29 protein-coding genes are annotated in these 25767 nt (G+C 68.0%); 11 read left to right on the top strand and 18 right to left on the bottom strand.

The genetic code is table 11. From position 1 onward, the window contains the following. Nucleotides 1-8: 8 nt before the first annotated feature. Nucleotides 9-1496 (bottom strand): sugar porter family MFS transporter, encoded by a 1488-nt coding sequence (locus QNM97_RS06945; protein ID WP_283822143.1) that lies wholly within the window; start codon nucleotides 1494-1496, stop codon nucleotides 9-11. A gap of 195 nt (nucleotides 1497-1691) precedes the next feature. Further along, a complete protein-coding gene (locus tag QNM97_RS06940) occupies nucleotides 1692-2165 on the bottom strand; it encodes a hypothetical protein (protein WP_283823120.1) in 474 nt (157 codons plus the stop codon). A 155-nt stretch (nucleotides 2166-2320) separates the two neighbouring features. Here QNM97_RS06940 and QNM97_RS06935 point away from each other — a divergent pair, with 155 nt between their 5' ends. Both QNM97_RS06935 and QNM97_RS06930 read left to right on the top strand, forming a co-directional pair. Then, nucleotides 2321-2899, top strand: a complete 579-nt coding sequence (locus QNM97_RS06935) for an HhH-GPD-type base excision DNA repair protein (RefSeq protein ID WP_283822142.1) — start codon at nucleotides 2321-2323, stop codon at nucleotides 2897-2899. Between the two features lie 19 nt (nucleotides 2900-2918). Continuing rightward, nucleotides 2919-3881 (top strand): hypothetical protein, encoded by a 963-nt coding sequence (locus tag QNM97_RS06930; protein WP_006367665.1) that lies wholly within the window; start codon nucleotides 2919-2921, stop codon nucleotides 3879-3881. A 19-nt stretch (nucleotides 3882-3900) separates the two neighbouring features. Here the strand turns inward: QNM97_RS06930 and QNM97_RS06925 are convergent, their stop codons facing one another. The 8 genes from QNM97_RS06925 to QNM97_RS06890 all read right to left on the bottom strand — a co-directional run bounded on the left by QNM97_RS06925 (nucleotide 3901) and on the right by QNM97_RS06890 (nucleotide 8524). Next, nucleotides 3901-5259 (bottom strand): hypothetical protein, encoded by a 1359-nt coding sequence (locus QNM97_RS06925; protein ID WP_283822141.1) that lies wholly within the window; start codon nucleotides 5257-5259, stop codon nucleotides 3901-3903. An 85-nt stretch (nucleotides 5260-5344) separates the two neighbouring features. Further along, nucleotides 5345-5542, bottom strand: a complete 198-nt coding sequence (locus QNM97_RS06920; protein WP_006367667.1) for a CsbD family protein — start codon at nucleotides 5540-5542, stop codon at nucleotides 5345-5347. Between the two features lie 130 nt (nucleotides 5543-5672). Further along, nucleotides 5673-6230 (bottom strand): Asp23/Gls24 family envelope stress response protein, encoded by a 558-nt coding sequence (locus tag QNM97_RS06915; RefSeq protein WP_283822140.1) that lies wholly within the window; start codon nucleotides 6228-6230, stop codon nucleotides 5673-5675. Next, nucleotides 6227-6835, bottom strand: coding sequence for a DUF6286 domain-containing protein (locus tag QNM97_RS06910; RefSeq protein WP_283822139.1), 609 nt, complete (start codon nucleotides 6833-6835; stop codon nucleotides 6227-6229). Before QNM97_RS06910 ends, QNM97_RS06915 begins: the two co-directional genes overlap by 4 nt. After that, the gene (locus QNM97_RS06905; RefSeq protein WP_283822138.1) at nucleotides 6832-7425 is read right to left on the bottom strand and encodes an Asp23/Gls24 family envelope stress response protein; all 594 of its coding nucleotides are present in this window, start codon (nucleotides 7423-7425) and stop codon (nucleotides 6832-6834) included. The genes QNM97_RS06910 and QNM97_RS06905 overlap by 4 nt, the downstream gene beginning before the upstream one ends. Further along, nucleotides 7418-7600 (bottom strand): hypothetical protein, encoded by a 183-nt coding sequence (locus tag QNM97_RS06900; RefSeq protein WP_006367671.1) that lies wholly within the window; start codon nucleotides 7598-7600, stop codon nucleotides 7418-7420. The genes QNM97_RS06905 and QNM97_RS06900 overlap by 8 nt, the downstream gene beginning before the upstream one ends. Then, a complete protein-coding gene (locus QNM97_RS06895; RefSeq protein ID WP_283822137.1) occupies nucleotides 7593-8018 on the bottom strand; it encodes a hypothetical protein in 426 nt (141 codons plus the stop codon). The genes QNM97_RS06900 and QNM97_RS06895 overlap by 8 nt, the downstream gene beginning before the upstream one ends. 5 nt (nucleotides 8019-8023) lie before the next feature. Further along, the gene (locus QNM97_RS06890; protein WP_283822136.1) at nucleotides 8024-8524 is read right to left on the bottom strand and encodes an Asp23/Gls24 family envelope stress response protein; all 501 of its coding nucleotides are present in this window, start codon (nucleotides 8522-8524) and stop codon (nucleotides 8024-8026) included. A 163-nt stretch (nucleotides 8525-8687) separates the two neighbouring features. Between QNM97_RS06890 and QNM97_RS06885 the strand changes: the two genes are divergently transcribed. Then, nucleotides 8688-9356 carry an RNA polymerase sigma factor gene (locus tag QNM97_RS06885; RefSeq protein WP_283822135.1) on the top strand — a complete coding sequence of 223 codons (669 nt, stop codon included), beginning with the start codon at nucleotides 8688-8690 and terminating at the stop codon, nucleotides 9354-9356. Continuing rightward, nucleotides 9353-9820, top strand: a complete 468-nt coding sequence (locus QNM97_RS06880) for a hypothetical protein (RefSeq protein WP_283822134.1) — start codon at nucleotides 9353-9355, stop codon at nucleotides 9818-9820. Before QNM97_RS06885 ends, QNM97_RS06880 begins: the two co-directional genes overlap by 4 nt. Nucleotides 9821-9874: 54 nt before the next feature. On the opposite strand, the gene QNM97_RS06875 is transcribed toward QNM97_RS06880, so the two are convergent. Further along, entirely contained in the window at nucleotides 9875-11152 is a 1278-nt protein-coding gene (locus QNM97_RS06875; protein ID WP_283822133.1) for an acyl-CoA dehydrogenase family protein, read from the bottom strand. A 369-nt stretch (nucleotides 11153-11521) separates the two neighbouring features. Between QNM97_RS06875 and QNM97_RS06870 the strand changes: the two genes are divergently transcribed. Further along, nucleotides 11522-12694 carry an AI-2E family transporter gene (locus QNM97_RS06870; RefSeq protein WP_502874997.1) on the top strand — a complete coding sequence of 391 codons (1173 nt, stop codon included), beginning with the start codon at nucleotides 11522-11524 and terminating at the stop codon, nucleotides 12692-12694. A gap of 17 nt (nucleotides 12695-12711) precedes the next feature. On the opposite strand, the gene QNM97_RS06865 is transcribed toward QNM97_RS06870, so the two are convergent. Beyond that, a complete protein-coding gene (locus QNM97_RS06865) occupies nucleotides 12712-13533 on the bottom strand; it encodes an enoyl-CoA hydratase (protein ID WP_283822132.1) in 822 nt (273 codons plus the stop codon). A 128-nt stretch (nucleotides 13534-13661) separates the two neighbouring features. Then, nucleotides 13662-15257: an LCP family protein gene (locus tag QNM97_RS06860; RefSeq protein ID WP_283822131.1), complete on the bottom strand. Its 1596-nt coding sequence runs from the start codon at nucleotides 15255-15257 to the stop codon at nucleotides 13662-13664. A 462-nt stretch (nucleotides 15258-15719) separates the two neighbouring features. On the opposite strand from QNM97_RS06860, the gene QNM97_RS06855 reads away from it, so the two are divergent. Then, nucleotides 15720-16049 carry a transglycosylase family protein gene (locus tag QNM97_RS06855; RefSeq protein WP_208791901.1) on the top strand — a complete coding sequence of 110 codons (330 nt, stop codon included), beginning with the start codon at nucleotides 15720-15722 and terminating at the stop codon, nucleotides 16047-16049. Between the two features lie 130 nt (nucleotides 16050-16179). Here QNM97_RS06855 and QNM97_RS06850 read toward each other — a convergent pair whose 3' ends face one another. Continuing rightward, entirely contained in the window at nucleotides 16180-17397 is a 1218-nt protein-coding gene (locus QNM97_RS06850; protein ID WP_283822130.1) for a cation:proton antiporter, read from the bottom strand. 103 nt (nucleotides 17398-17500) lie between these two features. On the opposite strand from QNM97_RS06850, the gene QNM97_RS06845 reads away from it, so the two are divergent. After that, nucleotides 17501-18001, top strand: a complete 501-nt coding sequence (locus QNM97_RS06845) for an acyl-CoA thioesterase (protein ID WP_283822129.1) — start codon at nucleotides 17501-17503, stop codon at nucleotides 17999-18001. Nucleotides 18002-18009: 8 nt separating this feature from the next. Here the strand turns inward: QNM97_RS06845 and QNM97_RS06840 are convergent, their stop codons facing one another. Then, complete coding sequence (locus QNM97_RS06840) at nucleotides 18010-18450, bottom strand: Rv0313 family protein (RefSeq protein WP_283822128.1); 441 nt, start codon at nucleotides 18448-18450, stop codon at nucleotides 18010-18012. 113 nt (nucleotides 18451-18563) lie between these two features. Next, nucleotides 18564-19052: a MarR family winged helix-turn-helix transcriptional regulator gene (locus QNM97_RS06835; RefSeq protein WP_283822127.1), complete on the bottom strand. Its 489-nt coding sequence runs from the start codon at nucleotides 19050-19052 to the stop codon at nucleotides 18564-18566. 22 nt (nucleotides 19053-19074) lie between these two features. Between QNM97_RS06835 and QNM97_RS06830 the strand changes: the two genes are divergently transcribed. Continuing rightward, complete coding sequence (locus QNM97_RS06830) at nucleotides 19075-20322, top strand: multidrug effflux MFS transporter (RefSeq protein ID WP_283822126.1); 1248 nt, start codon at nucleotides 19075-19077, stop codon at nucleotides 20320-20322. An 8-nt stretch (nucleotides 20323-20330) separates the two neighbouring features. Here the strand turns inward: QNM97_RS06830 and QNM97_RS06825 are convergent, their stop codons facing one another. Together QNM97_RS06825 and QNM97_RS06820 are read right to left on the bottom strand one after the other, a co-directional pair. Further along, nucleotides 20331-20984, bottom strand: a complete 654-nt coding sequence (locus tag QNM97_RS06825; RefSeq protein ID WP_283822125.1) for a response regulator — start codon at nucleotides 20982-20984, stop codon at nucleotides 20331-20333. Nucleotides 20985-21011: 27 nt separating this feature from the next. Further along, a complete protein-coding gene (locus QNM97_RS06820) occupies nucleotides 21012-22217 on the bottom strand; it encodes a sensor histidine kinase (RefSeq protein WP_283822124.1) in 1206 nt (401 codons plus the stop codon). A 124-nt stretch (nucleotides 22218-22341) separates the two neighbouring features. Between QNM97_RS06820 and QNM97_RS06815 the strand changes: the two genes are divergently transcribed. The 3 genes from QNM97_RS06815 (at nucleotide 22342) to QNM97_RS06805 (ending at nucleotide 25711) form a co-directional block, all read left to right on the top strand. Then, complete coding sequence (locus tag QNM97_RS06815; protein WP_283822123.1) at nucleotides 22342-23262, top strand: ABC transporter ATP-binding protein; 921 nt, start codon at nucleotides 22342-22344, stop codon at nucleotides 23260-23262. Next, the gene (locus QNM97_RS06810; RefSeq protein WP_283822122.1) at nucleotides 23262-24062 is read left to right on the top strand and encodes an ABC transporter permease; all 801 of its coding nucleotides are present in this window, start codon (nucleotides 23262-23264) and stop codon (nucleotides 24060-24062) included. The genes QNM97_RS06815 and QNM97_RS06810 overlap by 1 nt, the downstream gene beginning before the upstream one ends. 146 nt (nucleotides 24063-24208) lie before the next feature. Then, entirely contained in the window at nucleotides 24209-25711 is a 1503-nt protein-coding gene (locus QNM97_RS06805) for a S1C family serine protease (protein WP_283822121.1), read from the top strand. Nucleotides 25712-25767 lie beyond the last annotated feature (56 nt).

The raw sequence follows: 25767 nt of genomic DNA, 5'->3' as shown, positions 1-25767 counted from the left end.
CGCAGGAGCTACTTGGCGCGCGCGGACTTGGCCGCGTATTTGCTTTGTAGCGCCGACAATTCGGAGTCGGCCATCGCATCCATGTCCTCGAGTTCCATGCCCTTGGTCTCGCGGACCTTGAATCGCACGAAGAAGTACGACGCCGCCGCGCAGAAGGCGAAGAACCCGTAGATCCACCCCAATCCGACGACCTTGCTCATCTGCGGGAACAGCATCGAGATGATGAAGTTGGCGACCCAGTTGAACGCGGTGCACACACCGAGCGCGACGCCGCGGATGCGGTTGGGGAACATCTCGCCGAGCATCACCCACATCACCGGGCCCCACGTCGAGGCAAAGGCCACGACGAACAGATTGGCACCGACGAGGGCCAGCGGCCCCCAGGGATCGTCGAGCGAGGTCGTGGGTTCACCGTCGACGACCGTGGTGACCGCCTGGGTGAAGGCCACACACGCCATGACCAGTCCGATGAACATCCCCACCGAACCCCACAGCAACAGCACCCGACGCCCGATCCGGTCGACGAACAGGATCGCCACGAACGTCATACCCACGTTGATCGCCGAGGTGATGACCGACGTGGTGAACGCGTCGTCGGTGGAGAAGCCCACCGACTTCCACAGCGTCGTCGAGTAGTAGAAGATCGCGTTGATCCCCACGAACTGTTGGAAGATCGCCAGCCAGATACCCACCCACACCAAGGGATGCAGACCGAATGAGGGCCCACGGATGTCGGCGAGCGAACTGTTGCGTTCGCGCTTGACGGTCAGCCGGATCTCTTTGACCCGTTCGAGCGGGTGTGTTTCACCCGTGATCTCCTGCAGGATCCGCGCGGCTTCCTCGTCACGGTTGCGTCCGACGAGGTAGCGCGGGGATTCTGGGATCGACAGCGCCAGTAGGCCGTAAATGACCGCCGGTACGACGCCGACGAGGAACATCCACCGCCACGCCTCGAGGCCCCACCAGAGGTCGTTACCCGGGCCGCCGGCCTGATTCTGCAGCAACGTGTCCGAGAGCAACGCGGCGAAGATACCCAGCGTGATCGCCAACTGCTGCATCGACGCCAGAGCGCCACGGTAGCGTGCGGGCGCGATCTCGGAGATGTAGGCGGGCGCAATGACCGACGCGATACCGATGCCGAGACCGCCCAGGATGCGCCACAACAACAGATCCCACAGCGTCTGGGTGTAGGCGGTACCGATGGCCGAGATGACGAACAGCACCGATCCGAGCAGCATCACACGTTTGCGGCCCCAGGAGTCGGCGAGGCGACCGGCGAACCACGCACCGACCGCGCACCCGAGAAGCGCGACGGCCACCGCGAATCCGTTGACGAGGAAGCTCAGGTCAAAGGTGTGCTGGATGGAGTCGACGGCGCCATTGATGACCGAACTGTCGAACCCGAACAGGAAGCCGCCGACCGCGGCGGCGATGGAGACACCGATGACCTTGGCCGTGTGTTGTTCGGCGATCTCGGCGTTGTGCGCTTCTGACATGATCCGAACCCCTTCGTCCGGGCCCGATATCGGAGGGAATCGGGCTACCGCGAAATTACGCTACCCCGCGAATTCGCGCGCCCCCATGGTTTCGCGCACCCGCATGTCGCCATGGCCGAAGTGTTATCGGCCTCGGGCACTCGAGAAAGGCGGTGCACCGGGCGAACCCGGTGCTGTGCCAACACAGTGCTGGGCCTAGGCGGTGGCCCGGCCCCGGCAGCTGGAGTACTGCGGGTTCACCATCGGCACGAACGCCAGCGCACCGATCTTCTGGTTGATCGTGAAGCTCACCGGACCGCTTCCGGGGTGCAACACCACTTCCCAGCCCACCACCTGGGTGCGGGTCGGGACGCGCACCGTGCCGGTGCGTCCGGTGCGCAGATTGCGCCACGCCACCGTCACCTCGACGGTGAATTCGAGTACGCCGGGCTTGGCTCGAGAGGACCCGACGAGCGAGATCGCCGGCCCGGGCAATCCGTCGGAGGGGAAGGCGATCTGGTTGTAGACATCCACCCACACCGGAATGCGTGGTGCGGGCCACGGATTGGCGCTGTCGCAGCGCAGCGTGGTCACGTAATTCGGTTGCGGGTCGGGTAACGCCGACGCCGTGCCCACGGCCTGCGCGGTCAGCCCGAGCACCACCGTCGCCGCCGAGACGACCGCGATCACCACCGTGCGCAGGCGCCGACCGCATCGGCCGCGCGACGCAGACGTCGACGGTGTTGTTGTCAACGATGTTGTTGTTGCCGGCGTCTCCCCCGAGCGCCGAGAATCCACGGACCCACGCAGCATGGGGCTCAGTGTAGGGGCACTACCCTGGTCCCATGGCGAAACTGCAGATTGCCCAGGATCCCACCGCCGACGAATTGTTGTCGACCGATCCGTTCGCGCTGCTCACCGGGATGCTCCTGGATCAGCAGTTCCCGATGGAGCGCGCTTTCGCCGGGCCGGCGAAGATCAAGGACCGCTTCGGCTCGCTCGATCCCGAGGCGATCGCCGCCGCCGAGCCCACCGAATTCGCCGACCTCTGCGCCACCCCGCCGGCGATTCACCGCTACGGTCGCTCGATGGCCGGGCGGGTTCAGGAGCTCGCCCGAACCGTGGTGGCGGAGTACGACGGTGAGACCGAACGGATCTGGACCGAGGCCACCACCGGCGCCGACCTGTTCGCGCGGCTGCGCAAGCTCCCCGGCTTCGGTGAGCAGAAGGCCAAGATCTTCACCGCGTTGCTGGCCAAACAACTCGACGTGAAGCCGGCCGGGTGGACGAAGGTGGTCGGCGACTACGGCAAGAAGGGTTTCCGCTCGGTCGCCGATGTGACCGACGCGGATTCGCTGCTTCGTGTGCGCGAGTTCAAGAAGGCCGCCAAGGCGGCGGCCAAGGCCGAGTCCGCTCAGCGCTGACGCGCGCTATCGTTCCCGCATGAACTCCCCCGACACCGGCGACGCCGGCGCGAGTGGGTCGGTACCTCGCCGACAGTCCCCTGGTCCGATCGACGTCCGGTCCCTGATCGAGTTCCCGTTCCAGTTGGGTTTCGCGGTCACCGGTGTCACGCTCACCGCCGCGGAGTCGGCGGTGAACATCGCCCGCATCACCGCCGACAGCGTGCAGCACGAGCTCAATCACGCTCTGGGCATCTCCGGTGACGAGCTCAGCGGGGCCCGCGCGCCGCTGGCGTTACTCGGTCAGCTGGCCGATCTCCTCGGTCCCGATCGTCCTTTCGGCCGGATCGTCGCCGCGGGCGGACCACTCGAACGCCTTCTCAATCCCGGTGGCGTCATCGACCGCCTGACCGCCAAGGACGGATTGCTCGAAAAGCTCACGGCGCCCGGCGGAATCCTCGATCAGATGTCGGAGGACGGCGGCATCCTGACGCGGTTGACCGCCAAGGACGGTCCGCTGGACCGCCTCACCCGCACCGGCGGGGTGATCGACCAGTTCACCGAGAACGAGGGCATTCTCGAACGCCTGACGTCGGAGGGCGGCATCATCGACAAGTTGACCGCACCCGACGGCGTCCTGGAGAAGGTCACCGCCGACGGCGGAATCCTCGATCGCCTCGCCGAGGACGGCGGTCTGCTCGATCAGCTCGTCGGTGAGAACGGCGCGGTCGAGCGTGCCATCGCGCCGGACGGCCCGCTCGACCGCATCACCGAGCTCACCGAGGTGATCGGTCAGCTCGCACCCAACCTGCTCGCCATGCAGGACACGGTGCACGAGTTGGCCGAGACGGTCGATCTGCTCAATCAGACGGTGGCCCCGCTCGGCGGGCTCGCCGAGCGGCTGCCGAAGCGCCTGACGCGAGGCCATCGGGGCGGCAACGATTCTCCGACGTCGACGCGTGGGTCGGAGCCGGACGACGGCCCTCCCCAGATCACGTCCTGACCGACTCGTTCCGGGCAGCTCACCGTCGGAGGGCTTCGGTCAGCAACGCGAGGTAACGGTCGATATCGGGGCATCGGCACGGTGCAGCGATCACCGAAAGCGTCACGCGCGCACCGAGACCGTGCACGCCGTGGTTGAGTCCGTGCACCGGGGACAGTGCCGGGAAGCCTGCGGTGATCACGGATCTGCTGCCCCCACCGAGCGTGAGATCGGCCGGTCCCCGATCGACGGAGGAGACCACGCTGATGCCGTCGATGCGCTCCGGGAGCTGCGCCGCCCCCGCCTGGCGGGCGCCGAGGATTCGGAGCGGGGCCGGTGTGGCGTGTTCGGCCCGACGGGCGGCTGCGCGTTCGGGGGTCATGTGTTCGTCACGGGCGCGGGCGATCTCGGCGGCGATCGCCGAGGCTCGACCGTCGAGGTCGGCGATGTCGGTGTGCAGATCGATGCCGACGGTCCGGAAGTCGTTGCGGGAACCGGTATTCGGGTCCGTGGCGGCCCGTCGCCGGGCGACGGTGAGGGTGATCGTCACCGGCATCGACGGGTCACCGAGGAAGCGCGGAAGTGCGTCGGAGATCGCGGTGAGGGCCCCGACGGTGACGGTGCCGCCACGGGCGGTGAGCACATCGGCGGAGACGGTCAGGGTGCGCAGTTCGCGTCCGCGACCGGGTGACCCGTTGATCGATGTCGGCGCGACACTTGAGGTCGTCTGTCCCGAATCCGTTGTACCCGAACCTGTTGTCCCCGAACCCGTTGTCCGCGAGCGCTGACGGTGGTGGTGAAACGCGAGACCGCCCCAGAAGAGCATGCGTGCGACGTCGATGGGCACGCGGGCCACGCCGAGTGCCGCAGCGGCCGGGACGTGCATCACCGTCGTCGGCCCCCGTTCGGCCGGGCAACGCGCCTGTACCTCGATCTCCTTCTCGGAGAACAGTTGTCGCGCAATGGCCGACGATCGTCGGCCGTCGCCGAGCGCGTGTGCGACCTGCAGAACCGCGACGACGAGATCGCTGCCCTCGGCCACGCCCGGGGCGGGGGTGACCGCCCCGTAGAGATGTAACCGCCACATCTGTTGCCGCGCATCGAGTTGATAGTCCATCGACTGCGCGATGTGATCGAGACACGCCTGCCACGTCATGGGACCCTGGGTCACCCGCACCTGATCCGCGGAGACCGGAGCGCGCCGCCAGTACGGCCGGTCGAGATGTGCCGGGACGTCGGCGACACGCAGTCCCAGATCGTCGATCGTCGCGGCCCGCCGCCGCAGGTACCCGGCGATGACGTCGAGAGACGTTCGCGGCGAGGTGAACCCGTAGACCAGGAACTGGTCACTGGGCATCGCCGACGACATCCAGTACCACATCGCGTCGACGGCACTCATCCGCTGCACCGGGCTCACCCTACCGCCGGATGCGCCGGGGCGGACATCGTCGATGACGATGCCCGCCCCGGTGTTACCGCGCGGCTCAGTTGCCGGTCAGCTTGTCCTTGACCTTGCCTGCGGCGTCCTTGACGCTCTCGATGCCGTCCTTGACCGCGGCCGAGGCCTGATCGGCCTTGCCCTCGCTCTTGAGGCTGTCGTCGCCGGTGACGTCGCCGCCGACTTCCTTGGCCTTGCCCTTGGCGTCTTCGACCTTGTTCGAGATCTTGTCCTCGAGTGCCATGACAGCTCCTTCTCTTGATGGTCCCGGCGCGCAGTGCGCTCGGGTCTGCCGGGGGTCCCGGCGAGTTCGTGGCGACACCGAGATGCGGTGTCGTGTCGGATATTCGTGAGTTCTGCGCTCGGGTGCGGGCTCAGCGACTCGGATTCTGTAGGTGGACCAACGCCTGGACGTGGATGTCGGCCCCGTCGACCGCGCGACGGATGTTCTCCACGGCGGGCCCGAGCACCTCGGCGATCTCGTCGTAGGAGTAGCGCGGCGGCGCGGTGACGTCGATGCGGATGATGCTGCGTCCACGATCGTCGAGGGCACGCACGGTCGCCTTGTCGAACATCGTCCGCTCGGACAGTTCGTCGGCGACGGCGGCGGCGATCAGCTTGGGCGGAACCGTCAGGATGCCCTCGGCACCACTGCCGGTCAGGGTCAGGTCGTCCACCCGGCCGGGACGCGACGCCGCACCGAGCAGCGCGAACCCCCAGATCACCGCGATGACGACGACCCCGAGAAGCACAGCCCACCACCAATTCTCCGCTGTGATGCGGCTCGCCCAGGTGGGATCGAGATGATCGACCCAGCCGTGGATGGGGGTGATGTCGAGTTGCCATCCGATGGCGCCGACACCCACCACCAGCAGTGCCAGCCCGATCACCGCAACGGTGAGTCGGTGCAGGATCGCTGGACGCCGGTTCACGAGCGTGCCTCCTTACTGCGGACCACGCGCCGGATCACCACGCGTGGAGGGTGTTTCACCGGGGCCAGCGCCTCGGCAACGCGGTCGCGCATGGTCTGCTCGTCCACACCGCCCGACACGGTGACGGTGACCTTTGCCCGTCGTCGGGTGACCACGGTCGTGGCGTGCTCGACCCCGGGAACGGTGAGCAGTGCGGCACTCGCGCGGCGTGCCATGTCGCCGCGGCGGGTCCACATCACCTCGAAGTCTCCGAGTGGGACGTGGGTGCGGCGCCGGGGCTTGACGGCCAACCACACCAACCACAGTCCGACGATCACGCAGATCACCGCGACCGGCCACATCCAGTCCTGCCACGTACTTCTCGTGATCCAGTCGGCGGTGTTCGTCGTCCATCTGGTTCCGTCGATCCATCCGGCGTACACGATGAGATCTCGGATCCCGACGCACGCCAAGCCGAGGAGCAGGAGCCCGATCAGCGACCCGACGATCGCCGCGCCCGGGTAGGCGGCCGGGGCGAAGACCTTGCCGCCGGCGAGATCCTGGTTCTCGGCGACGATCTCGGCCCGTGGCCGCGATGCGGATTCGGGTGTCGTCGATGTGGTCATGAGTGAACCCTCCCCTGCACTGTCTCGGTATCGTCGGTGTCGGTGACCATGTCGGTGTCGGTGCCATCCGACGGGCTGTCATCCGGCGCGGAATCGCGATTCTCGATCTCCGAGGGGGCCGGTAGTTCCACGTAGCCGTCGCGGGTGGTCGAGTTCCCGTTGTCGGTGGTGATCGTTCCCACCGTCACATCGACCCGAGAGGGCCGAATCCCGGTGAGCCGTGCCAGTTCGTCGGCGACGTGGGCGCGCACGTCCCGGCACACCTGCGCCACCGCGCACGGCCAGGTCAGCGCAACCGTGACCTCCACCAGCGGCGCTGTGTCGGACATGTCGACGCGCACCGCGGGGTATGCCGCGCCCAGTGCTCCCGGTCCGAGCAGTGATCCGATCGTGTTGCTGTACCGGGTGACCCCGTCGATGTCGAGTGCTGCCCGGCGGGCGATCTTGGCGCCCACACGGTCGGCGATGATTAACGCCCCCTTGGCATCCCCGGTGGCCGGTGCCGCGGTCCCGACCGCGTCCGGACGCACGTTGTCGACGCCTCGCGTCACGGTGGCGCCGGTGCGCGTCGGGTTCGACGACTCAGCCACGGTTCCGGCTTCGCAGCAGCGCACCGAGATCGATGGCGCCGTCGCGTTGTAGACCCAGTGCCAGCCCGATACCACCGAGGACCAGCGCGAGGACGAAGCCGCCGAATCCACCGGTGGTGACCGCGAGTGCAAGTAACAGTCCGACGATCAGGCCGATGGTTGCGTTGTTACCCATTGTGTTTCCCGTCTGTCGCGCCGGGTGTGTCACCGCCGGCGGGGGTTCCGCGTCGGGTACCCGAATTCTGTTGTTCCGAAACTTGTTCCGCCCGTTGTCCCGGGAAGCTGATGTCCTCGACGGTCACATCGACCGGCACCCCGGCGACCTCCGTGGCAACAGCCACCGCGTGCGCGGCGACGGTACGCAGGTCGTGGGAGATGTCGACGATCACGTGCACTCCGCCGCGGTCGTCGTCGAGTTGCACCCCGCTGACCCGGCCGCCGGGGAGATAGGTGGCGATCTCGCCGAACACGCCGCCGTGCAGACCGGTGACCCCGTCGACCGCGGTCACCGCGTCCGCGACCCGCTGCGCAAGGTCGGCGCCCGGCTCCCCGGAACGTGTGGGGAGCCGGTCACTTCCGGATTCGGCCTGCACAGCGATCACTGGACCCGAGGCGGGGTGTCGGTCTGGTCGTCGTCGTCATCGCCGAAGTTGATGTCGTGCACGGTGACGTTGACCTCGGTGACCTCGAGCCCGGTCATGGATTCGATCGCGTTGATCACGTTGCGCCGGATCGCCGCGGCCAGTTGATGAATGGCGACGCCGAAGTCGGCGACGATCGATACGTCGACGGCAGCTTGCTTCTCGCCGACCTCGACGTTGATGCCCTGGGTGGTGCTCACCGAGGTTCCCGGGAGGACCTCACGCACTTTTCCGACGACACGCTCGGCGGCACCACCGACATCGTGGACGCCGTCGATCTCGCGGGTCGCGATGCCGGCGATCTTCGCGACAACCGCATCGGCGATGACGGTCCTGCCGCGGTCACCGGGCGCGCCGCTCTCGCGGGCCAGAGCCAGGCCCTTCCCGGTGGGCTCGCTGGTGTCCGTCGCTGCGGCGGCGGTGGTCTTGGTCTTTTCGGTCACAGTTGAATCGGTCACGAGAACTCCTCTGTACTCACTCGACTACACACGGTGGACACTGCTCGCGGCATCCGCCGCACAGGGCGCGGCGAGAAGACCTCGGTGCGTCTCATCGTCGTCCCGGATTGCGGTGCGCGATGCCGGTATAAGGTCAGTCGTAGTGGAACCGAAATATGCACGCGTGAATTCGAGTGAGTCCGGTCACAGCTCCCCGGCTCCGGGTCTGGCGCTGGGCAATCTGTCCGACGACGAGTTGGCCGCGGCCGCTGCCGTCGGCGACACCGAGGCGTTCTCGGAGCTGGTCGCCCGGCTGACCCCGCCCTTGCTGCGGTATCTGCGACGTATGGTGCCCGATTCCCAGACCGCGGAGGACCTGGCCCAGGACACCTTGCTCGACGCCTGGCGGGGGCTGCCGGACTTCGCTTTTCGCAGCAGTGTGAAGACGTGGGTGTTCGCGATCGCGCACCGCAAGACGATCGATTATCGACGCCGCCGCCGCGATATTCCGACCGACGACGTCCAATTCGCCGACCTGGCCGCCGCCGAACCGCTACCGTCGGATGAGGCGATGCGGCAGACCCTGGTCGAGGCGCTGGGTACCGAGTTGCTCACCCTGCCGCAGAATTCCCGGGCGGTGTGGTGGCTCCGCGAGGTCGAGGGATTGTCGCTGGCCGAGATCTCGCGAATCCTACAGATCAGCACCGGATCGGTCCGCGGACATCTGCAGCGCAGTCGCCGCTACCTCGCCACCCGGCTGGAACCCTGGCGGCCCGGTGGCCGATCGTCGGACCCACCCGACGACCGCGGAGCCGATACCGACACCACACCGCAGGAAGGAGCCCAGGAGTGAGTAGCCAACTCGACGACGAACAGACCGACGCCTGGCTCGTTGCTGCCGGACGTGAACTCGACGGTGCCACCGACCGTCTCAGCGAGGACGCCAATCGCCTCGTCACCGCGATCACCGCGAACCTCGGGCGGGTGCGCCGACCGGGCCGACCCCTCGACACCGACACCCCCGGGGTTCAGGTCTCCGACCGCGTACTCAAGCAGGTCCTCGCGGTGCGAATCCGCCGCACGGTGGGTCGCTTGGTGGTGCATCTGCTCGTCGACGACGAGGACGGACGCGTCGACCGCATCCGGATCGGCCTGATCGCCCGTTACCACGATGTCCTGCCGTCGGATTCGGAGCAGGTGCGCGACATCATGACCGAGGTGCTGACCGAGTTGCTCGGGCCCGAGCACGCGGCGGTGGCCGCCTGTCATCTCGATGTCCGCTGGCAGGATCTGGAAACGCACGAGTGGTCGGCGTGAACCGCCGACCACTCGTCGTCACTTCCACCCGGCCCGAGTCGGGCGCGTGGGCTTTTACTCTGCTTGTGCTGCCGCTTCTTTGCCCGACCGGCGGTCGCCTGCGCTCCACGCGTAGGGCAGATCGGCGCCGTTGAGGACGTGATCACCGATGGCGCGCAGCTTGAAGATGAGCGGGTTGTGCACCGAGATCACCCGCGCGTTGCGCCAGTGCCGGTCCAGGCGCAGCCGCTCGGAGGTGATCGACGCGCCGCCGACCTCGAACAGGGCTGAGGTGGCGTCGAGCACCGTCGTGATGACCGCATGCTGGGCGCGGGCGACGTCGAATTCGACCTCGTCGAGCAGCGTTTCGTCGGTGGCACCCCCGTCGAGGAGCAGATCGAGCTTGCCCGCGATGTCGAGGACCAGGGTGCGCGCGGTGTATGCGGCAGCAGCCAGGCGTCCGATGACCTGCTGCACCAACGGATCCTCGCGGGGCAGATCCGCCGCGGCGTGGGTGAAGGTGCGGGTGCGGGCCCGCACCCATTCGGACGTGTCGTCCAGCGCGCGTTGCGCGATACCCGCGAGCACCGCCAACTGCACCAGCTGCAGATACGAGGTCGCATACGTCCGGCCGGGGGCTCCGTATCCGGCGCCGAGCAGCCGATCGGCAGGCACCTCGACACCGGAGAACTCCGTGGTGCCGCTCGCGGTCAGCCGCTGACCGAAGCCGTCCCAGTCGTCGTGCTGGACGACCCCGTCGGCATCGGCATCGACGAGAACCGAAACACGTTCTCCCCCATGATCACCGGCGACGAGGATGTGGTCGGCGTAGAGACTGCCGGTGCTGTAGTACTTGGTGCCGTCGACGCGATATCCGCCCTCGGTGTCGGTCACCGTGGTGCGATAGCGGTCCACGGCGCCCACTCCGGGCTCGGTGATGGCGTTGCCGACCAGGGTGCCGTCGGCCACGGCCTGCAGCCACCGCTGTCGGGCGGGCGAGTCGTCGGCGAGCAGTTGATCCTCGACGAACGACCAGTGCACCCGAAGCGCCTGGGGCAGATTGGATTCTGCCGCCGCGAGGTCGATCAGCAGCCGGAACAGGGTCTGCACCGATGCTCCGTACCCACCGAATTCGACGGGCACACGCAGCGCACCGAAACGGACCTGTTTGAGCCATGAGATCTCGTCGTGGGCGAGGCGGCGGTCCTCCTCTCGCGCGACGGCCCCCTCGGCGATCCGGGCGAACACCGGCCCGAAGACGGCATCGAGGTCGGCGTCGGTGTACTCGCCGCCTGCGGGGGTGCTTGCGGCGCTCGGGGCTGTTGCGGCGCTCGAGGTGGTGGTCGCGGTCACGGTGGTCCTTCCATGACTCCGGCCGCCGCGGTGTACGAGCGCGGGGGCAGGAGTCGTCTGGGGTCAGCGGTCTGTCATGTCGTCTGTCCTGTCGGAGCCGCTGGCGGCATCGCGACACGAGGCCCCGACAGTCTCCTCCGCCGCTCCGCTGCCGCCCACACTTCTACGCAGCGCGCGCAGAAGGCGTGCGGATCGGCGTGACTCATCCCTCCCGGGTGATTTGTCCGCGCTCGCGGTGGCGGAAGCGCCCACAACGGGCATCACCGGACCTAGTCTTTGCGGAGAGCACGTCACCACTGGGCGCTCGACGGTCTCCGCGCGCCCCGCCGGAGAAGGGGCACCCCCGATATGGCCAAAGGCCACGCACCCATGTCGCCGCGCGCGAACCCACCGGCGTGGTCGATGCCGCGCGGTGCCATCGTGCTGGTCTCGATCGCCGGCATCGTGGTGGCCGTCGCGGGTATCCGATCGGTCTCCTCGCTGGTGGCACCGATCTTCTTGGCGTTGATGCTGACGGTGGCGGTGGCCCCGGCAGCGGGGTGGATGCGACGCAAGGGTTTACCGGCCTGGCTGGCCTTCGTCACGGTCCTGGTGCTGGTGTACGGAATCCTGGTGGGCCTGTTCGCCTCGCTGGCCTACTCCGTGGCGCGCCTGGCGACGATCTTGCCGAACTACAGCGACAAGTTCAACGATCTCGTCGCCTCGTTCCAGCGGTTCCTGACCTCGCACGGGGTCAGTGAACAAAAGGTGCACGACATGCTGCACAACATCGACTCCAGCAAGATCATCGGCGCGGCCACCGACATCCTGCAGTCGACCGCCGGGGTCGCCTCGTCGTTGGTCCTGATCCTGGCGCTGCTGTTGTTCATGGCCGCCGACTCGGTCGGTTTCGGCGATCGGATGGAGTATCTGCGCGCCGAACGCCCCGACATCGCGTCGGCCTTCTCCTCCTTTGCGCAGGCCACCCGCAGCTATCTGTGGGTCTCGACGCTGTTCGGTCTGATCGTGGCGGTATTCGACAGCGTGGCGCTCGCGATCATCGGAATTCCGCTGCCCATCTTGTGGGGCCTGTTGTCGTTCATCACCAACTACATCCCGAACATCGGATTCGTCATCGGCGTCATCCCTCCCGCGCTGCTCGGGCTCCTCGACGGCGGTGTGCCGACGATGCTGGTGGTCATCGTCGTCTACAGCGTGATCAACGTCGTCATCCAGTCGGTGATCCAACCGAAGTTCGTCGGCGACGCCGTCGGACTCTCGACGACCCTGACGTTCGTGTCGTTGCTGTTCTGGGCGTGGGTCCTCGGTCCGCTCGGGGCGATCCTGGCGGTGCCGTTGACCATCATGTGCAAGGTGCTGCTGCTCGACATCGATCCGTCCACCCGATGGGTCGACGTCCTGCTCAATTCCTCGGTCCCGCAACGAACGACGCCGCCGTCCGACGAACACGTCGAGAGCGACGACAATGCCGACGATCCCGATCCGGCAACGCCGCCGCAGGACGACCCGGGCCCGGCCGGTTCAGCTGCCGACAAGTACTAGGAAGGCCCGCACACACCTCACCGGTCGGTCCACACCGGAGCGCGTTTGGCCAGGAACGCCGACATTCCCTCCTGCGCATCGCAGGTCATCGCGTTGGTCGCCATCGTCTCGGCCATGAGTTCGTATGCGTGCGTTTCGGTTTCGTCGATCTGCTGATAGAAGGCACGTTTGCCGATGGCCAGGGTGGAGGCGCTCGACCCGGCGATGCGCAGCGCGAGTTCGCGCACCGTCGTCGCGAGTTCGTCGGGTGACACGACGTCGTTGACCAGTCCCCAGTCGGCGGCGGTGTCGGCGTCGATGGCGTCACCGGTGAGCAGCATCTTCATCGCCCGCTTGCGCCCGATCGCGCGCGTGAGCGCCACCATCGGCGTCGAGCAGAACAATCCGATGCGCACGCCCGGGGTCGAGAACGTCGCGGTCGTGGCGGCCACGGCGAGATCGCAGGTCGCGACGAGCTGACAGCCGGCGGCGAAGGCCGCCCCGGCAACCTCGGCGATGACCGGTCGATCGAGTTCGTGGACCGCGGCCATCATCTCCACACACGTGTCGAAGACCGCGCGCTCGTCGTCGAGGGTGCGGTCGACGAGTTCGGACAGGTCATGTCCGGCGGAGAACGTCGGCCCGTGCGCACGGATCACGACCACCCGGACGGCGTCGTCAGACCCCAACGCTCGCAGGGCCGCGGTGACGGCCCGCATCGTCTCCGTCGACAGCGGGTTGCGCCGCCGCGGCCGGGTCAACGTCACGATCCCCAGTGGCGCCTCGACGACCACCTCGACCGGATCCGAATCCGACGAGGCGGTGCCGACCCCTGCTGCCGACTGTGCTGTGTGCGTCACTGTCTTCTCCTCGCTCCCACTCCGCGTAGCGCTGTACCCGGGTCCAGTGTGCCGATCACCTCGACCCGGCATCGGCATTTCCCGACGAACCCGCCACGGCCCGTCCGTCTGGGCAGGTGGCAGCCCGGTCAGTCGACGCAGGGAATGGTGCCCGTGTTGACCACGGCCGGACCGCTGTCGGGCGCCGGTCCGGAGTCGTCGGCACTGGCGTCCTGGGCCCCGTCGGAGGAGTCGTCGGTGGTCGGGGTCGCCTCCGACCCGGAGTCCGACGCCGAACCACCGGACTGCGAACCGCCGGACTGGGAGGTACCGGAGGAGGACGGCGCCGGTGCGGTGACCGGTACCCCGAAGGCACGCTGGACCTCGGCGCGGATCGCGACGGGATCGATGATGTTGACGTCCTGATCGTCGACGGTCGCATACCGCACGACGGGCAGGGTCTGGAAGCTGATCTTCTGATCGGGCACGCCGATCATGTCCTGCGCCCAGGACACCACGTCCCAGCCCTGGGAGAAGACGACGTCGTCGTCGACGACGCTCATCAGGCGATTCAGCTTGCCGACGTCGGTGAGCGTCCCGGCGCTCTGCACCTGATGTAGGGCGGAGAGCAGGAAGGCCTGCTGGCGGTGGGTGCGGTCGAGGTCGCCACGGGTCAGCCCATGACGCTGGCGCACGAAGGCCAGCGCCTGCGACGCCGACAGCCGATGCATGCCCGCACTGAAGTTGGCGCCCGAATAGTCGTCGGACACCGCATGATTGAGGCACACCTCGACACCGCCGAGCGCCTTGGCGACGTCGTAGAAACCGATCAGGCTGACCTCGGCGAACCTGTCGATGGGCACCCCGGTCAAGGTGCGCACCGCCTTGATCGTCGCGGTACGGCCGGCGTCACGGCCCTTGGCCTCGAGGGTGGCCGGATCGCTGATGCCCTCGTTGGCCAGCTGGTCCTCGGTGGCCGCCTTGGTGCGACCGTACACCTCTTTGATCTTGGCCTGCGACACGTCGAGATCGGGCGTCTCGACGAGGTCGTCGCGCGGGATGGAGTAGGCGACGATGTTCTTCCGGTCGGCCGGGATGTGCATCAGGATCAGCGTATTGGTGTTGTAGCCACCCGAGTCGCCGTCACCGGCGTGCAGCTGTCGCATCACATCGTCGGGAAGGTCGTTGCCGTTCTTGTCTTTTCGGGTGTCGAGCCCGATCAGCAGGATGTTCTGGGCGCCATCGGTCGACCGCGGCGCACCCTGCAGCGCGTTCGAGTAGCCGAGCCCACCACGAAAAGTGCTGGCCCCCATCCACATCGCCCCGCAGACGACGAACGCCACGACCGAGCACACCACGACCGCCGCGCGCGCCAGTCCGATCGCGGTCCGCCGGCGCGCGGGAGGCGCGGGAGGCGCGGGACGCGCGGGACGCGCGGAATCGCGGCCGGCCGGGCGGACCCGTGAGCCACCACGACGAGCCGGAATGGGCCGGGTCGGATCCTCGGAGACCGATCGGCGGCTCGGCCGCGGCCCGGTAGGTCCGGAGCCGGCGAGATCGGGGGGATCGGATACGTCCGGTTCCGCGGGGAAGCCCCCGACCGGCGTCCAGACGGAGGTGTCCTCGTCGGCTCCGCGCTGCGCCGCCCGGCGATACACCTCGCCCGCAGTCGGCCGATCGGGCCGTGCGGCGCGGTGACGTCCGGAGGACGCACGCGACCGACGTCGATCGAACTCGCTGGCCATCCGTTCTCCACTCATCGTCAGGGCGCCGTTGCGCGCCGCGTCGTCCCCTGGGGCCGGCAGCGTCGGCACGTAAACCGCGCAAGGCTAACCCCGCGGACTGTGAGGGGGCTGAGCACGCGCTCGCCCGCCCGGTCCGACGTAGACGACGAATTGCGCATTCCGCGAGCAACTTTCGACATCAATGCCGCGAAACGGACAGCGACACAACCAAAAACACGTGACACGAACCACAAAATCGCTGTGCGCTTGGTCACATTCCCAGGGTCTCCCCGACCCCTGGCCGGGGAAGGCGACACGCCGCGATGCGCAGGCATTTCATGGTGACTTCACAGCGTTATCTCACCGTGATGATTTTCCCGCAGGTCGCAAGCGTGGGCGTGACCTGACCGTTACCGAGCCCGTAGGGTCGCCCCCGGTCCGAGAATCACCTGCCCACCACCGGGCGGATGAGAAGAGGAATGGATGACGACCACCATGAAGAAGCTTGCTGTGCGCGCCGGAGTGATCGGTGCCCTGGCGGTGGCCCCGTTCGGCGTGGCAACCGCGACCGCATCGGCCGACACCGGCCACAACTGGGACGCCGTCGCGCAGTGCGAGAGCGGCGGCAACTGGGGCATCAGCACCGGTAACGGCTACTACGGCGGCCTGCAGTTCACCCAGTCCACCTGGGAAGCCAACGGCGGCACCGGCAACCCGGCCTACGCCTCGCGCGAAGAGCAGATCCGCGTCGCCGAGAACGTGCTGGCCACCCAGGGACCGGGCGCCTGGCCCGTCTGCGGTCAGTACCTCTGATCGACAACGACGCAGCATGGATCCGGTGTGTCCCGGGTCCGGCCGAGGGGACGATCCATTCCGTGGGTCGTCCCCTTGCTCGTCTGGCGGGCTTGCTCGCCTGACGGACGCCCACGCGTGTCCTCCGGCATCACGACGCCGCGGATGGCGCCGCTGCGTCCTCACGAGCGATCAATCGAGCTGCCAGCGGGAACACCAGCACCGTCGTGGCGCCCGCGGCGACGAGCGTGGAGGCCAGCGTCGGTGACATCAGATCACTGCTCATCGCGACCTGGGTGACGGCAACGATGATCGGCAGACCGGTGGCCGCATACAGCGCCAGCGAGATGCGTTCGCGTCCGACGCGCAGGCTCGCGTCGTGGGTCACCAGCCGCTCACCCACCCACACCGGGACGCCGCGGGCCACACCGATGCCGACGACCAGGATCACCCACAGCATCGGCGCCGACGCCACCGCCGACGGATCGATGTTCATGCCCGAGGTCACGAAGAAGACCGGGATGAGCAGGCCGAAACCGATGACCTCGAGACTCTCGACCACCCGGGTGTCCTCGGGCAGCAGGCGCCGAAGGGCGATGCCGGCGGCGAAGGCACCGAGCACCACGTCGAGATCGAAGACCGCGGCCACCGCCATGAACGCCGCGAGCAGCACCACGACGACACGGACGGGCAACTGGAAGGTGCCGCCCTCCATCTCGACGAGCGCGGCGCGCAGGGCGGGAATCCGGCCGGCTCGCCGCGGCAGCGCGAACAGGATCAGGGCCGCAATGCCGAACAGGGCGAGCACGATCGCCGCGCCGCCGATGTTGCGACTGGTCAACAGCAACGACATCGCCAGGATCGGACCGAGTTCACCGACCGCCCCGTGGGCCATCACCGCGCGCCCCAACGGTTGCTCGAGCAGCCCGTCGGCCTTGATGATCGGCAGCAACGTCCCCAATGCCGTCGAGGTCATCGCGATCGCGATCGCCACGTGTGCGGTGAAATCGCCCGGCGCCACCAACAGCGCCACCGCGATCGTCGAGATGAGCAGACTCAGCAACCAGATCCCGCCCGCGACCGCGCCGGGCTTGCCGCGCAAGATCGTCGGATCGAGTTCGAATCCGGCGAGCAGGAAGAGCATGCCGAGGCCGAGCTGGCTGACCGCGGCCACCGAGTCCGGATCACCCACGGCGAGGACGTGCGGCCCGAACACCATGCCGAGAATCAACAGCACCACGACCTCGGGGACGTAGCGGCGGGTGAGGCGGGCGACCAGCGGCGCGGCCACCGCCGCCACCGCGATCCAGAACAGGGTCACCGCGGTGGTGCGGTCGGGATCCGAGGCCGCCTCGGCAAGCACGCTCACCCGCGTTATCCTGCCGCATCGCCCTCGACGTGCCTATCATGACGCGACCCCCGGCCCGCCATGTCGCCCGTGAGCGCCGGCCCCGATCGCGAGGAGCGCACCGATGACCCCGCCCGCGCAGGTGCCGTCGCCGCCCGACGCGCACATCCATCCGGGAACCGACCGGTCGACGCTGTACATGTCGCTGCTGATGACGCCCGACCTCGCGAACTTCGCCGGCAACGTGCACGGCGGCGCCCTGCTCAAACTGCTCGATCAGGTCGCCTACGCGTGCGCGAGCCGCTACTCGCGCCACTATGCGGTCACCCTGTCGGTGGACCGCGTCATCTTCCGGGAGCCGATCCGGGTCGGTGAACTACTGATCCTGTCGGCGTCCATCAATTACACCGGTCGGACGTCGATGGAGGTCGGCATCCGGGTCGAGACCGAGTCGATCCAGACCGGCGAGCGCCGGCACACCAACAGCTGCTATTTCACGATGGTCGCGATGGACGACGAGGGCCGACCGTGTGCGGTGCCGCAGCTGGTCCCGGACAACGACGTGCAACGCCGACGGTTCACCGAGGCGCAGCAACGACGCGAGGCGCTGCGCTCGGCCAAGTGAGTCGGCCGTCAGCTCTGCGCGGATTCCCCTGCCGCACCGCCACGATTCTCGTCCTCGCCGCCGCTGTCGTCGGCGGCGATCGCCGAACCGCCGAGCGCGCTGACCGCAATGCCGTAGGGCAGGAACCGCACCCGGCGTCGGGGGTCGGTGTTGTGCTGGTTGGCGCGCAGGGCGTCGATCTCGGTGGCGAAGACCTGCTCCACCCGGGCATCGCCGCGATCGTCGACGTCGAACACCGCCCAGACGCCTGCCCCGACCTCGCCCGCGGTGGGCGGTTCCGGCTTGGTGCGGCGGCCCGACGTGGCGTCGACGAAGGTCGAGAACACACTCGACGCCGCCGGTTCGGAGACGAAGCGCCCGAAGACCTGACGCAAGCCGTCGGCGGCCTCCCGGGCGAAGCGATCGAAGTCCTCGGGATCGAATCCGAAGTTCTCGTTGTGACCAGCCATCGTTGGGCCTTCCGTCGTGGCCTGTCGTCGGCGTCAGGCGCTGTGGTCTCCAGTGTGGCGAGCGGGTCGCGACTTCGCCACCGCGATCGATCCGATGACAGCGATCGGTCCGATTACCGCGTCCGGGGCAATCCCTCGTCGAGTTCGCGGAGCACGTCAAGGGTGGTGCGCAGCTGGTCGAGCTCGACCGACTCGGCCCCGGCCGCCGTCTGCGCCTGCAGCGCCGCCGACATCGTGTGAACCCAGAACTCGTGGAGCCGGGCGATGCTGTCGAGGGCGAGCTCGGTCGGATACAGCCGCACCGAGCGGCCATCGCCGGGATCGGGTTCCCGAACGATCATCGCCTTGTCCTCGAGGGAGCGCATGACGACGCTGAAGTTGCTGCGCTGCAGCCTCGTTGCGGTGGCGCCGTGAGCCGGGGTGCCGCCGGGGTGGCGGTGCACCCACCGCATCACCGCGGCCTCGCTGCCGTTGAGTGGCACCACGCCGGACGGACCGTGCGGTCCGTGCGGCTCGACCTCGCGTGCCACGCGCAGCACCACGTCGGCGATCTCGATGAGGAGTGCTGCCCGTGACCTCGGTGTGCGTTCGACACGCGCCATAAAGATATGTTCCCATAACCACATGCCGTCGACAACACCCGGGATCGCAGCCGAACACGGCGATGTCACCCGCTCCGGCGTCACCCGACCGGTCCTGCTCGTTCTGGCCCTGCTGTCGGCGGTGGCTCCGTTCGCCACCGACCTGTACCTGCCGGCCTTCCCGGAGATGACCGACGACCTGGGCACCGGGGCGACCGCAATCCAGTTGACGCTCACCGCCTTCCTGATCGGCATCACCGCCGGCCAACTCGCCTTCGGTCCGCTTTCGGATCGGTTCGGCCGTCGGGGTCCATTGCTGGCCGGGGCACTGCTGTGTGTGGCCTCCGGCGTGCTCGCCGCGCTCGCCCCCACGGTCGGTGTGCTCGTCGCCGCCCGGTTCCTGCAGGGATTCGGTGGAGCTGCGGGCATGGTGATCGGCCGCGCGATCATCTCCGACCTCGCGACCGGACGCGCAGCCGCCCGGGCGTTCTCGCTGATGATGATCGTCGGCGGGGTGGCGCCGGTGCTCGCGCCGCTGCTCGGCGGGTTCCTCGTCGATCCGGTCGGGTGGCGCGGAATCCTCGGGGTGGTCCTCGCGATCTCGGTCGTCATGCTCGTCTCGATCGCCTGCGTCATCACCGAGACCCTGCCCCGAGATCGCCGGCTCGCGCGCCGCCGCGCCGACCACCCGGGATCGACCCGCGAGTTGCGTCGGCTCGGATTCCTCGGCTACAGCGGCACTTTCGCGTTCTCCTTCGCGGTGATGATGGCCTACATCTCGGCGTCGCCGTTCGTCTATCAGGACATGATGGGACTCTCCAGCGGCGTGTACGGGCTGGCGTTCGGGGTCAACGCGGCGGGCCTGATGGCCGTCAGCGCGCTGGCCGCACGGTTGGTCGCCACCCGCGCTGTCCGCGGGCTCGTCGCCGTCGGGATCACCGTGATGTCCACGGCCACCATCAGTTTCGCGCTGCTGGTGGTGACCGACGCACGGCCGGCCTGGCTGGCGGTGCCGTTGTTCGTGATGGTCTCGAGCCTGGGCCTGGTCTTCGGCAACGCCACCGCCCTGGCCATGTCGTCGGTCGGCACCAACGCCGGCGCCGCATCGGCGGTACTGGGCGCCCTGCAGTTCGGGCTCGGTGCGCTGGTGTCACCCTTGGTGAGCGTCGCCGGACCCGAGACCGCCGGCCCTCTCGCAATCGTCATGCTGGTCTGCGCGGCGATCGCGGTGTGTGCGTTCCTCGCCGCCGGCGCCGCCGAGCCGCCGCACGTGGTCGAACAGGCTGTGTGAGAAGAGGTTCAGACCAGTCCGGCGTCGTGGACGGCGATCGCCACCTGTACACGATTGGCCGCCCCGAGTTTGGCGAAGATGTGTGAGATGTGCGCCTTGACGGTGGCCACACTCATGTAGAGCTCGGCGCCGATCTCGGCATTCGACGCTCCCCTGGCCAACGCGATCGCCACTTCGCGTTCCCGCTCGGTCAGGCGCGCGATGCCCTCGCGCGCCTCGACCGACCCCGACCGCTGCCCGGAGTCGACGACCTGTTTGATCAGCGCCGCGGTCACCGAGGGACTCAGCGCGGGTTGTCCGTCGAGGACGTTGCCGATGGCCGCCACGATCTCCTGCGGTGGTGTGTCCTTCAACAGGAATCCGTCCGCACCGACCGCCAATGCCCGTACCACGTAGTCGTCGGCGTCGAAGGTCGTCAGCACGATGACCGCGGGCGCCGGGTCGGCGGCCTTCAAGGCGGTGGTGGCCGCGATCCCGTCCATCACCGGCATCCGCAGATCCATCAACACCAGATCGACCGGGTCGCTGCGGTGCGCGTCGAGCGCCGCACTGCCGTTGGCCGCCTCCGCGGCTATCGTCAAGCCCGGTTCGCCGCCGAGCAGCAACTTCAGTCCCGACCGCACCAGTGGGTCGTCGTCGACGATCATCACGCGCGCGACCATCGGATACCTCCTCGTCTCGTCACCTGGTCATCGTGCTCTCGGATCGGCTCCGCTCGGATCGGCGCCGGGCGTCACGGCCGGCGGCAGCCAGACGTGCAGGAGGAACATCCCGTCGTCGGTGCGGGTCGTCGAGTACCGTCCACCGCTCAACTCCACACGTTCGCCCAATCCGATCAGCCCCAGACCCGACGGCGGCAGCGTCGGTGACCGGTCACCGATCGGCAGCGGATTGGCCACGAGCAGGTCGATCCCACCCGAGCGTCCGGGTTCGATGCGCACGGTCACCGCCGACGCCGGTGCGTGCTTGCGCGCGTTGGTCAAACCCTCTTGCAGACAGCGATACAGGGTCCGTGCGGTGGTGGCCGCGATCGTCTGCAGGTCGTCGGTGCGCACATAGCTCACCCGCATACCCGCCGCCCGGCTCTGCTCGACGAGGTCGTCCACGTCGTCGCGGCCGGCCTGCGGCTGTTCCGGGTCGGCATCCCCGGGGCCCTCACGCAGCACCCCGAGTACCTCGCGGAGTTCGGTGAGGGCCAGTCGCGAGTTCTCCTCGATCGTCGACGCGGTGTCGTGCACCTGCTCCGGCGTCAGGTCGGCACGGTAGGCCAACGCCCCGGCATACATGCTCACCGTCGAGATACGATGCGCCAGAACGTCATGCATCTCCCGTGCGATTCGTGCCCGCTCGACCGATCGCGCCTGTGCGACCTTCGCCTGCTGCTCCTGCTCGGCCAGCATGGCCCGCGAGCGCCAACTCGCCAGCAGTTCGCGCCGCGACCCGATGTACATGCCCCACGCCACCAGTACCGCGGTGATCGCGACGATGAACGAGTATCGCACCAGCGGTGATTCACTCGGATCGGGTCGATAGACGAACTCGTCGGCGACCGCGCTGCACACGATTCCCAGCACGATCTGCGGCGCGATCTCACGCCACCGCCGTCGAGTGGACAACGAGACCATCGCCAGTGCCCCGGCTCCCGAGGAGCTGACCGACACCATCGCGGCCAGGTTGGTCAACGTACACACCAGAACCGGATGGGATCGGCGCCACCAGGTCGCGACGAAGCACACCACCCCGAGGGCCAGATCGAGGATCAGCCACCAGATCACATGAGCGCCCACGTGATCGGTGCGTCCGATCATCGCCACCGCGGAGATCGCCAGCATCAGCAGCAGACGCCATGTATGGCTCCACCAATTCAGCGGCGGCTGATAATCCTCGGGACGCACCCCCTCACCGTAGTAGGGGTGATCCCCCAGCCGCCTGCACCCGACGGCCAGGCGGTATCAGACTTTCGTCGTAGATCGGGTCCATCCTCGCGCCCGATGTGCGCACACGCCCGGTGCGGCAACGATGATGTCCATGATCACAGTGGAGAACCTCAGCAAGCGCTACGGCGAGTACGTCGCCGTCGACAACGTGTCGTTCGCGTGCCGCCCGGGGCAGGTAACCGGCTTCCTCGGACCGAACGGAGCGGGCAAGTCCACCACCATGCGGGTGATGACCGGACTGTGCCCGGCGACGTCAGGCTCGGTGACGATCGACGGGCAGGCCTATCGCGACATCCCCAATCCCGCCACCGAGGTCGGCGTACTCCTCGACGCGTCCGCACAGCACGCCGGACGCACCGGCGAGGAGATCCTGCGCCTGACCGCGATGACCATCGGGGTGCCCCGCACCCGGGTCGACGAGATGCTCGAACTGGTCAGCCTGACACCGCAGGAAGCCGGCCGGCGGGTCCGCAACTATTCCCTCGGTATGCGGCAGCGACTCGGAATCGCCAACGCGCTCATGGGCGATCCGCGGGTGTTGATCCTCGACGAACCAGCCAATGGCCTCGACCCGGCGGGCATCCACTGGATGCGCAGCCTGCTGCGCGGCTACGCCGATCGTGGCGGCACCGTGCTGCTGTCTTCGCATCTGCTGCACGAGATCGAGATCGTCGCTGACGACCTCGTCGTCATCGGCAACGGACGCATCGTCGCCCGGGGCACCAAGGCCGAGTTGCTCGCGGGCACCGGAACCACGGTGCGCTCGCTCGACGACCGGGCCCTCACCGACGCGCTCGACGCCTCGGGCATCAGCGCGCAGCCGCAGTCCGGCGGCGGACTGTCCACCGACGCCGCCCCCGAGGAAGTGGGGCGGGTCGCCGCGGCGAACGCCATCGTGCTCACCGAATTGCGCGCCGGCGACGGCGCCAAACTCGAGGAGATGTTCCTCGAACTGACCGCCTCCACCCAACGCGAACAACCGATGACCGCAGGAGCATTCTGATGACCACCCTCACCGTTGCCCCGGCCGCGTCCGCGCCGACGCGCACCGCCGGCATTCCGATGACCCGCCTGGTCCGGGTCGAACTCCGCAAACTCGTCGACACCCGCGCCGGATTCTGGTTGGCCGCATCCATCGGCGTGCTGTCGGTCGTCGTCGTGGTGGCGATGCTGATCGCCAACCGCAACAGTCTCACCAACCTCACCTTCGGCCAGTTCTTCGGCATGATGAACATCCCACTGGGCATCATCCTGCCGGTGATGGCGATCCTGTTGGTCACCGGTGAATGGAGTCAGCGATCGGCGTTGACAACGTTCACGATGGAACCGCGTCGCGAACGGATCATCGTCGCGAAACTGTTGACCGCTCTGATCGCCTCGGTGATCGCCGTCGGCCTCGCCCTCGTGCTCGGGGCGGTGGGCAACGTGATCGCCGGTCTCGCCTTCGCCGATCCGGCCGGAGCATGGTCGTTCACCGCCGCGGGACTGGTGAACTCCTTTGTGCTGCAACTGTTCGGGCTGCTCCTCGGATTCGGCTTCGCCGCGCTGATCCTGAACACTCCCGGCGCGATCGTCGCCTACTTCGTGCTGCCGACCGCGCTGACCCTCGTCAGCCAGCTGGTGCCATGGTTCCATGACCATCTCGGGGCCTGGGTCGACACCGGAATGACCAACGCGCCCTTCCAATCCGAGCAGTGGGCGAGCGGCGGCGAATGGGCCAAGCTCGTTGTCTCCGCCATCGTGTGGATCGGCATCCCGCTGTTCTTCGGCGTGCTGCGCATCCTGCGCGGTGAGGTGAAGTAGCCGGGGGCGGTCACAACATCGGCACATCACGGACATCGGCACGTCGAGGCGCCCACCGACAATGGTGGGCGCCTCGAGGCGAACTGACAGCCAATTCCACACAATCCTCTCGGATTGCTCTCAGCGACCGTGGGCAACGTGGTCTGGTGACCACAGATCGCCATCCCGACAACCACGTTCTGGGCGAGAGCACTCCCGACGGAGCGGAAATCTCGGGCACCCAGCAGGATTCGCACCAGTATCCAATCACTCCCGAAACGCCGACCCCGCCGGTGAGTCCGCCGCCGCCAACCGCCGTGGGAACCCACCCGTACGGGCAGCAGCCGGGCACGTGGGGACCGGCGCACGGCTCAGGTGGCGGCTTCACTTCGCCTCTCTCGGGGCCCTACGCCACCGGACACCACCCCGCCGCCGGGTACCCGCCCGCCGGGCAGTACGCCGCTGAGCCCTACCCGGATGGGCCGGCCACACCACCGCCGGGGCCCGCAGGCCCCCTCGCGACGCGGCGGCCGTCGATGAAACCGATCATCGCCACGGCGCTCATCGCCGGCCTGATCGGTGGCGCTGTCGCACTCGGCGGCAATGCGCTGGTGGATCACACCACGGCGACCGTGCCGCAACTCGCGGCTCCGCCCGCGACCACCGCAGCCGATGTGCACCCCGGGTCGGTCACCTACGCCGCACAAGCCGCGTCGAAGTTCACCGCAGACATCGAGGTCGCCGGTGCCCAGGGCACGGCGGTCGGCAGCGGAATCGTGCTGTCCCCCGACGGCTACGTGCTGACCAACAATCACGTGGTGTCCGGAGTCGGGAACACGTCAGCAATTCAGGTCACCACTACCGACCAGAAGACCTATCGAGCCTCGGTGGTCGGGACGTCGCCGTCCTACGATCTCGCCGTGATCAAGCTGCAGAACGCCGCCGGACTGACGCCGGCGTCGCTGGGCAATTCCGACGGGCTCCAGGTCGGCCAGCAGGTCGTCGCGGTCGGCAGTCCTGAGAGCCTGTCGAACACCGTCACCTCCGGAATCATCAGCAATCTCTCGCGCACCGTCACCGCCGGTGACGAACAGGGCTCGGCGGTCGCGGTCTACAACGGATTGCAGACCGACACACCCATCAACCCCGGTAACTCCGGCGGCCCGCTGGTGAACCTCTCCGGGCAGGTGATCGGCGTCAACTCCGCGGTCGATACCGGCCAGGCGTCGCAGGGCGGCGTGCAGGCGTACGGGTTGGGCTTTGCCATCCCGATCAACACCGCACGTCGGGTCGCCAACGAACTGCTCGCCGACGGTCATGCGACCAAACCTGTTCTGGGGGTGACGGGTTCGTTGTCGGAGTCCGGCACCTCCGGCGTCGAAGGCGCCCAGATCACCAATGTCTCGGGTGACGGAGCAGCCGCGGCCGCAGGCATCAAGCCCGGTGACATGATCACCAAGGTCGGCGATCAGCGCGTCACCAACTACGCCGACCTGATGGCGCAGATCCTCACCCACGAGCCCGGTTCAACGGTGCCCATCACCGTGTCCAGCGGCGGCCAGGAGCACACCGTCACCGTGAAACTCGGCAGTGCCGTGGACAATACGCAGACCACGGTGCCCAGCAACGGCAACGGAAACGGCGGCACCGGAGGCTTACCCTTCCCCTGATCCCCACGTCCGATTCGACGGCCTGCCGTGCACCCCGGCGGGTCCGGGTGATCAGA

This window comes from Gordonia sp. L191 (assembly GCF_030077625.1).
GTDB lineage: Bacteria > Actinomycetota > Actinomycetes > Mycobacteriales > Mycobacteriaceae > Gordonia > Gordonia polyisoprenivorans_A.
The sequence above is the reverse complement of the archived record's forward strand: the minus strand, read 5'-3'. Positions and strand labels throughout refer to the sequence as shown.